Genomic DNA, 8090 nt, shown 5'->3' on the forward strand with positions numbered 1-8090 from the left:
CTGCTGGCGACGATCGTCTTCGACAAATTTGGGATGCACAGTCCGCTGAACCGCCAGAGCACAAGGTTCAAATGTGAGGGCATAGACCTGTCGACCTCGACGTTGGCCGATCAGGTCGGATTTGGAGCGGCACCTCACGGATCACATTAAAGGAGCGTCCAAACGAGTGACAGGCTCAGGCGACTCCGCAGCGATTGGCAGAGGCACGAACGCTGGCTCGACACCATGCGCTCTGACGGCAGTGTTACGGCAGTATAAGAATGCAGTCGCGAGCCTGACGCCGCCAATCGGAAAGCTGGTTCGCTATTACGCCGTGACGACGCGCGACATCAACAACACGAACACCAGGCTCAAGGCTTTCCGCCACAATTCGAGCCTTCACATCATCCGGCGACCGCCGGTTACCGCGGCGCGGCTCAACAACCTCGTACCGACCAACAAATCCATCATCCATCATTCAGCTTCCATATGCGCCTGGAAACCTTCTCGCATTCGAACCTATGCTGCAAAAAGCAGCCGAACCGATGGGACACAGACGGGGCTTACGCTCCACCGAAGGTGGAGGTTTTATCTTGCTCACAAGAAGTCGTCGCCATGATCGGCGAGAACTTCGAATTAGTCGAGAGGTAACCGCCAACTCGGACAATATCGCCGAAGGCAAACTGGTTTATCTCCGTGGCGGCAGTGAAGATGGCAAAAGGCCTGACCGAAAATGGGATTGACGATCTTCAAGATCTCCTCGCCGACATACGGTCAGCCGAGCGTCCCGACGCCAGATGTTCAGCAAACCGCGATCGCCAAGTAAGTCGCCAACTGGTGCGAACCCAAAGCTGCTGGTGAGAAGGTCTTCCCCACGTCTCTACCTGCTTTGCAAAAGCCGCCCTGCCGTTGATGCGTTGGTTTCAGCACGCTCCATCCGGCTCAAAAGCAATGGAAACCAGCACCTATCTCGTGCGCATCGTTCCAGATCCCGACATTTGCGGTGATCGAGTTGTATGCCCGCGGTCGACAGTACGCATCCTAGGTGGTCTGCTCAGATGTATATACACCAACTACCAAGACTAATAGTTGAGCAGGTGGGCACATTCCGAATATCCTTCTATCCGGAAATTAACAGGAAAATGACAGGAATGAATGTACACCGTCTGCGGGAATAGTGATCCCATGCGGTTTACAAAGCTCAGAGAGTTCGGTGCAAACGACACCTTCCGCGACAAGTGCTCGTGAGTGTGTGAGCAAGCATACGGAAGTGGGACCCGAGTGGTTCGATAGTGCCGGGTCTACGTTTCGACCGCCGCCTGCATAAATACAAGGTCTACTTACCCGTCCAAGAGGTTAATACCGCATGCTGCTGGTTAGCCAATTCGCTACGGTCGCGATGGGAGTCGTCGCTTAACGAATTCACGCAAAATATGAGATTAAAAATGGTTGAACTTGAAACAGTAGCATCCTCATTGGCGCCGCTAGAAGACTCTGGCTGGTCATCGATTCCTACAGTGACAGAGCTATTTGACTGGGAATTTGCGACGAACTACCGAGATCCCATGCGGCCGGTTCTCCTACGTGGAGGCTGTGCAGCCTGGAGTGCCTGTCAGCGCTGGTCACCTGAGTATTTTGAGAAAGTCGCCGGGTCAATGATTGTACCCACCAAAACGCTCGACGGCAGCGAGATTAAGGTCTCTTCTTGGGAACTAGCAAAATACGCCCGGTTTGTAATGGAGTCACCGTCTTGCCACGATGGAGCCTCTTCATTGAACGCGAGAGCGGCACCCTACTGCCACGACATCCCCCTACTGGGCTTAGTGGAGAGCTTGGCGGAGGACTGTCAGCCCTTCCCGGTTAACTTTGTCAGTTCGTCTTACCGCCGGCACTGGTGGCGCTATACGCAGTTTTTCATGGGTCCGGAAGGAACCGTTACCCCCCTCCACTTCGATACGCTGCTTAGCCATAACCTATTTTTCCAAATCTTCGGTGCGAAGCAGTTCACCATTCTCCCACCCAGCCAAGCCACCCGCTGTGCACGCCGAGGTTGGCGGTGGTTTGATGTGGACCCGGAGCAACCGGACTATGTGCGCTTTCCGCAGTACAAGCGAGCGACACCCCTCGTAATCACGGTAAATCCCGGTGACATCCTTTATATGCCGCCCGGAACGCTCCATCACGTTCGCAGCTTATCGGCCTCGATTTCCTTCAACATCGATTTTCACACGAATCGCAGCGTATTAGATGCGCTAACGCAGGCAGACAAGGGCATGCCGAAAGAGGTCATTTTTTACAACGCGGTCACCGCGCTGGCGGTAATCAGCAACGTACCGGAAGCTATCACGTTTCCCCTATATCGGCCCTATCTGAGCTATGTGAGTTGACAACAGTGAGCCGCACGAGCTCGCATACGGGATTGCTAGATCAAACCTGCTGCGGTAGTGAGGTGTTGCCCGCTGAGCTGTTCCTCCGACGGTCGCTCGAACAAGCCGATTGCACCGGGCGGGGGAACTGACGGGAGTTTGGGTTCCAGATGAGACCCATGAGGCGATCCGCGATCTGGTCCGGGCTCGTGAGGCTGCAAACGACGCCCTGAAGAAATCCCGCCAGCAGTTGCAGGCTTTCCTGCTGCGTCGCGGTCATATTTATAGCGGCCGCTCGCCCTGGACACAAGTCCATCGGCGATGGTTGGCAGAGTTGTTGTTCACCCATCCCGCCCACCACATCGTTCTCGCAGAATACATTCAGACCATCGAAGACGCTGAGGTTCGGGTAGAGCGGCTGACCAAACAGGCCGCCGCGACTGTGGTCTCCTGGTCGATGGCGCCAGTCGTCGAAGCCTATCAAGCAATGCGCGGCGTCTCGCTCCTCACAGCGGTGACTTTCGTGGTTGAAATCGGCGACGTCAGGCGCTTCGAAACGGCTCCGCAGCTGATGGCGTATCTGGGGTTTGTGCCGTCCGAGAGCTCGACTGGCGAACCGGTGAAACGCAAGGGTATCACCAAGGCGGGAAGTACGCGGGCCCGCCGTGTTCTGAGGGCGCGTGGACGTATAGATTACCCGGCCCGGGTAAGTCGGGCCATTCAGGCAAGACTGGAGGGGCTGCCACAGCCGGTCCGCGAAATCGCCTGGAAAGCTCAGATCCGGCTATGCGCACGCTATCATCAACTTATCGGCGCGGGGAAGCTCAAGGCAGTAGCCACCATCGCGATCGCTCGGGAAATGGCGGCGTTCCTGTGGGCTATCGGTCAAGAGGTCGCTCCCGCGGCATAAGCGTGATCAACGCCAACCTCAATACATGAAAGGAAGCAGCTAATCAGCATTCGCATATATCTGCTGATGTATAAACTTGGGGGCAGAGCCCCGGTGGGGAATCCTCGCCAAATCCAAGTGGCAAGCGTTGAGCCCATGCCCGATCGTAGACAGAGGCAGCCCCAGACGAACCTGTCAAGCGAATCGAGGAATTGACCCCTCTGCCGAATTGAAGAACTGACCCCCTCATTTGTTTGCAGTTTCGTTGGTTTCAAGCGCCGCTCCGGCCTTCTGCAGAAGGCCGGAGCGGCGCTTTTCGCGAAGTCGGTAGCTATCGCCCCGAATGGTGATCACTGTCGAGTGGTGAAGCAGGCGATCCAATATTGCCGTGGCAACGACGGGATCCCCAAAAACACTTCCCCATTCGCCCACAGAGCGATTTGAAGTGATCAGGATTGAGCCCTTTTCGTAGCGCCGAGACACCAGTTGGAAGAACAGGTGGGCGGCATTGGCCTCGAAGGGCAGGTACCCCAGCTCGTCAATGATCAACAATTTCGGTCGCGACAGAATCGTCAACTGTTTGTCGAGCGAGCCGTCGCTGTGAGCCTTCGCCAGCATCGCCACCAAGGTAGCCGCCGTGACGAACTGGACGTTGTAATTTTGACGGATCGCCTCGCGGCCGAGGCTCACCGCCAAATGCGTCTTGCCTGTACCTGGCGGTCCAAGGAACAGAACAGTGTCACCGTGGGCGATCCAGCGGCAGGTCGCTAGTTCCCTGATCTGCCCCTGATCCAGCGAGGGCTGCGCCTCGAAGTCGAAGCCGTCCAGTTCGCGCACGAACGGGAATTGCGCCAGCTTGCTCGACATTGATATCCGCCGCTCGTCGCGCCGGGCGATCTCGCGCGATACCAGGAAGGCGAGAGCCTCCCGCAATGTCATCTTCGACCGCGCTGCCTCGTCCAGCAACGTATCGAGCTGGTCGCGGATCGCCGTCAGCTTCAGCCGGTCGAGCGTTGCGATCAGCACGTCATGATCCACAGTCGTCATCACCAGCCTCCTCCAACCACTGCTTCATATTCCGCAAGCGGCCGCAGCAAGGCAGCGGGCGCGGCCTCGATGGCCTCCTTACGAACCGGCCCGTCGAAGCCGGTAACGCCAACAAAGTGCGCCCGGTCCACAATTCGTTGTCGTCGCCCCCGGCACTGGGGATGGTTAGCGATGACCTGGCCGGCATGACGGATAATCACGCGGCCGGCCAACACTACGACCTGAACGCTTTCACCGATCAGGTGCCAAGGGACCGAGTAGCTGTTGGTATCGAGGTCGATCGCGCAATCGGCTTGAACCTTGCGAACCAGATCCCGCAATTGTCCGAAGGGTGCCCGTCCGGCCAGCGGACGTAGCGCCTTGGCTTCGTCGGCAAAACGTTCCGCCGGTTTGACACCGGTGGTGCCGTGTTCACGCTGGTCGGCAACTTCGCGTGTCCATCGATCCAGGTGCGCTTCGAACTCGGCCCAGCTCTCGAAGCGTCGCCCGGCGATCGCGTTCTTCTTGATGTAGCCGACCCCGCGCTCGTCTTTGCCTTTCGTTCTCGCCCGATACGGTGCACAGGCCCGCGGCGTGAAGCCCCAATAACGGGCAAAAGTATGCAGTCGCGCGTTGAAGCTTACCTCTCGCGTCACCGCATCATGATGCTCGACCAGGGCTTTCGCATTGTCGATCAGCACTTCCGCCGGAATCCAACAAACCGCAGAAAGGCGCCTTCCATCCCCTCGAACCAGTCCGCCTGCCGCTCCCTCAGTGACGCGCGAGCGTGCATCCGTCGCGAATAGCCCAACGTCGCCACGAACAGATGAACCCGAGCCCGCTCGCCGCCGATCCATACCTTCGTATCACCGAAGTCGATCTGCATCTGATGGCCTGGCGCCGTCTCAAAGCGGACTGTCGCCCGCTTCTGTGCTTTTAGCTCTCGCCGCCACTGCCGAACTCGAAGCTCAACTGAACGCAGACCGATGGTGATTCCATGCTCGCTCGCCAACTCCTGGCGGATTACATCCGCATTGCCGTCGTGCCGGAAAAAACGCTCGCGAAGCCAATCATCAAGCCCGTCGAACCCCGTGCGCCGAACAGGCTGTTTGAACGGTGCAACTCCGCCTTCTCGAAGATAACGCCGGACCGTATTGCGGGCGCATCCGAACTCCTTCGATAGACGTTTGGCGCCCCAACCGAGCTCGTGCAGCCGCAACATCGCCACCACCTCATCAGCCTGAAGCATATCCCCGTCCTGCATCGTTCGCGACAATGCAGGATGCGATAAAATCGTGCTCGTCATCCATCATTCCTCGTTTTGACACGAGGGGTCAGTTCTTCGGTTCGTCAGGGGGTCAGTTTTTCATTTCGCCCGACAGAACCTACGGAAATGCGGTAAACAACCCGCGCACAAGAGTATGCCAACCGTCGTCGAAAGCCCTGCCTCCAACTTTGTATATCAGCTTCATCTACACGGCTTCATCACTGCTGATGGAAGGGACACAGTCATGCCTAGACCACTTGACAACGAACATAAGAGGATTTGAAGACTCGGTTTGATAGCCAGTTATCGCACGTGAGCTCTGATGTTCATTGTAAAGGTAAATCGTGCAACCTTCGGCCTTCCTTATTATGGGCCTGGTATTTGGAGCGGCTGCGCAGGGCGGGAGACAGAGCTTTAGACAGTTGAGCAGCCAGCGACGCGAGCCAGATGGTGGCTCAGCTAGGTCCGCATGTGCGCTATCAAGGGCGCTGATCGATCCTGTCCTCCGGCCAATCGATAGGGGAAACAAACGCAACTCAGCCTCGATGCGATAGAGTTCAGCGACCTGCTAGGCGGAAACGAGCGGTTCAAATTTCTGGCTCTTCTTTAGTCATGAGAGTTCTTGCCGACGCCGCTCTTCAGAGCATAAGTTTCGAATTCCATAAGTTGTTCTTCATGGTCAGCCAGAGCTCGAAGAGCGAAGCTCCCGCGTCTCGCGGCGACCAGTTCCATGAGACATTCTACTGCGGCCAATGCGGGAGTCATCGTGTGAATAAATGAAGGAACTTCGGTGCGAACGCGGATTACCGCTTGAGAAATCTTGGCGATTGGAGACAGTTCGCTGTCCGTCAAAGCGACGAGTTTTGCACCACGGGATACGGCAAACTCGGCTGCCTGTACTGTGAAGCGAGTGTAAGGGTTGACTGTGACCGCTAGCAAAATGTCTTCTGGGCCGACAGACCGAAGCGCATCATCGGAGGCACCGCCCATCCCATCGATCAATGTTGTAGGAGAGCCAAGCAATGATCCAACATGGTGCATTAGATAGGCGATGGGAAAGCTTGAACGGCGGCCGACGCAAAAAATTTGTTTCGCCTCCGCTATTAGGTCGGCTGCTGCCGCCAACGCGGCAATCGCGGGCGGCTGCGCGAACCTGCTTAGATGACCCTGCAAAGCATTCACTGTATCGCATATGAGGACGCCATCGCCCCCGATCTCCGCTCGTGCCAATAACTCCTCTCCACTCCCACCGAAGCTTTCCGGCCGTTCCCTGACCCTATCGGCGAATACCTCCTTTAATTTGTCGAAACCGTCGAAGCCAAGGCGTTTTGCAAGTCTCGTTAATGTTGCCGGAGGCACTCGTGCTCGGCGTGCCTGCTCCCTCATTGACAGCAGTGCGACCTCTGTCGGATGGTCAACCAACCAACGCGCAGCGACCTTCATTTGCCGAGGAAATCGCTCATAGTTGTTCTTTATGAGACTTGTGGTGGGACAATCCATTCTTACTTCCTGAAGTCTATTAGGCAAATGCTTAAGCGACAAAGGCTTTTCCTTGGTCTATGGATTAAGGTCGCCGTCTTCGTTGACAAACGTGACCATTCCGCGATGCCTCAAACAGCCCGTGTTGCCTACGGCATCCACGTGCTTAAGCGTTCCCCGGGACCTGGTTTGATTGAAACTTTCTTGAAGATCAGGCGATGTCAACCCAAGCGCACCAACATCGTCAGGAGAATCAGGACGGCGCCGAACATGAAATTACTCGATGTGCGGCACGCTGTCTTCTACTTCTCATCATCATAATCTCGTCCTTGACGTTAAGATCGGCAGTCCATTGCTTCGCAATAGGAAGCAAGCAAAAGATGTGCCAACTCCGCAGAATTAGCCAACGAAGGGGTTATCTCCACTGTTCGTAAGCGGACAGGCCATCCCACGTAGCATGGAGACGCGAAATCGCTCATTTTCAGCATGAATCATGCTGGGAATCCTATGAGTGAAGATATGAATCATGATCGTACGTTCGAAATTCTGACGGCGGAGCCGGTGCGAACGCGGCGGAAACCGAAGTCGTGGTCAGATGAGGCGAAAGCTCTGATCCTGGAGCAAGCGTTGGCTCCGGGCGCAAATGTCTCTGCGGTCGCGCGTGCCCATGGAATGGACCCATCGCAGCTCTTTGGATGGCGGCGCGTAGCCCTTGCATCTGGTTCGGTTCAGCGGTTGAGAGCAACCGAAAACGATGAGGCCTTTACTCGTTTCGAGGCGGTGCGGACGGACACTGTCGAGATCCAGGTGGGCGACACGACACTTCGCGTCAGCGCTTCGATCGATCCGGCGCTGCTGAGCGGCATCGTCAGGGCGGTACGGCAAGCATGATCGCTTCGGGTGTCGTGGTCTATGTGTCGTGCCAACCGGTCGACTTCCGCAAAGGCGCGGCCTCGCTGATGGCCCTGGTGCGCGATGGCGGCCTCGACCCCTTTTTATGCATCGGGTGAGATTTTGTGGCGGAGCCGTCATGGCGCCAGCCGGGGACTGCCAAATCTGGCATCTTCCGCCACATAATGTTTTA

Annotated in this window: 5 protein-coding genes and 5 pseudogenes; 6 read left to right on the forward strand and 4 right to left on the reverse strand. The window is 56.6% G+C overall.

Translation table 11 applies throughout. From position 1 onward, the window contains the following. A pseudogene (locus K290_RS37640) lies at positions 1 to 132 on the forward strand (IS66 family transposase); the annotation flags it as partial. A 15-nt stretch (positions 133 to 147) separates the two neighbouring features. Here K290_RS37640 and K290_RS37040 read toward each other — a convergent pair. Continuing rightward, positions 148 to 457 (reverse strand): annotated as a pseudogene (locus K290_RS37040) (transposase); the annotation flags it as partial. A 137-nt stretch (positions 458 to 594) separates the two neighbouring features. Here K290_RS37040 and K290_RS38700 point away from each other — a divergent pair. From K290_RS38700 to K290_RS35700, 3 genes and pseudogenes are all read left to right on the forward strand, one after another. Continuing rightward, positions 595 to 840, forward strand: a pseudogene (locus tag K290_RS38700) (hypothetical protein). A gap of 584 nt (positions 841 to 1424) precedes the next feature. Continuing rightward, positions 1425 to 2366 carry a cupin-like domain-containing protein gene (locus K290_RS0132895; protein ID WP_240535526.1) on the forward strand — a complete coding sequence of 314 codons (942 nt, stop codon included), beginning with the start codon at positions 1425 to 1427 and terminating at the stop codon, positions 2364 to 2366. Positions 2367 to 2469: 103 nt separating this feature from the next. Next, a pseudogene (locus tag K290_RS35700) lies at positions 2470 to 3255 on the forward strand (IS110 family RNA-guided transposase); the annotation flags it as partial. A gap of 225 nt (positions 3256 to 3480) precedes the next feature. Here the strand turns inward: K290_RS35700 and istB are convergent. The 3 genes and pseudogenes from istB to K290_RS0132915 all read right to left on the reverse strand — a co-directional run bounded on the left by istB (position 3481) and on the right by K290_RS0132915 (position 7027). Continuing rightward, the gene (gene istB, locus K290_RS0132905; RefSeq protein WP_004126157.1) at positions 3481 to 4281 is read right to left on the reverse strand and encodes an IS21-like element ISSme2 family helper ATPase IstB; all 801 of its coding nucleotides are present in this window, start codon (positions 4279 to 4281) and stop codon (positions 3481 to 3483) included. Beyond that, a pseudogene (gene istA / locus K290_RS35705) lies at positions 4281 to 5566 on the reverse strand (IS21 family transposase). Before istA ends, istB begins: the two are co-directional and overlap by 1 nt. 567 nt (positions 5567 to 6133) lie before the next feature. Then, the gene (locus K290_RS0132915; RefSeq protein WP_004126151.1) at positions 6134 to 7027 is read right to left on the reverse strand and encodes a MurR/RpiR family transcriptional regulator; all 894 of its coding nucleotides are present in this window, start codon (positions 7025 to 7027) and stop codon (positions 6134 to 6136) included. Positions 7028 to 7525: 498 nt separating this feature from the next. Here K290_RS0132915 and K290_RS0132925 point away from each other — a divergent pair, with 498 nt between their 5' ends. Together K290_RS0132925 and K290_RS38850 are read left to right on the forward strand one after the other, a co-directional pair. Beyond that, positions 7526 to 7897 carry a transposase gene (locus tag K290_RS0132925; RefSeq protein WP_240535525.1) on the forward strand — a complete coding sequence of 124 codons (372 nt, stop codon included), beginning with the start codon at positions 7526 to 7528 and terminating at the stop codon, positions 7895 to 7897. Beyond that, a complete protein-coding gene (locus K290_RS38850) occupies positions 7894 to 8016 on the forward strand; it encodes a transposase (protein ID WP_141694186.1) in 123 nt (40 codons plus the stop codon). The genes K290_RS0132925 and K290_RS38850 overlap by 4 nt, the downstream gene beginning before the upstream one ends. Positions 8017 to 8090 lie beyond the last annotated feature (74 nt).

The sequence above is a fragment of the Rhizobium leucaenae USDA 9039 genome (genome assembly GCF_000426285.1).
Taxonomy (GTDB): domain Bacteria; phylum Pseudomonadota; class Alphaproteobacteria; order Rhizobiales; family Rhizobiaceae; genus Rhizobium; species Rhizobium leucaenae.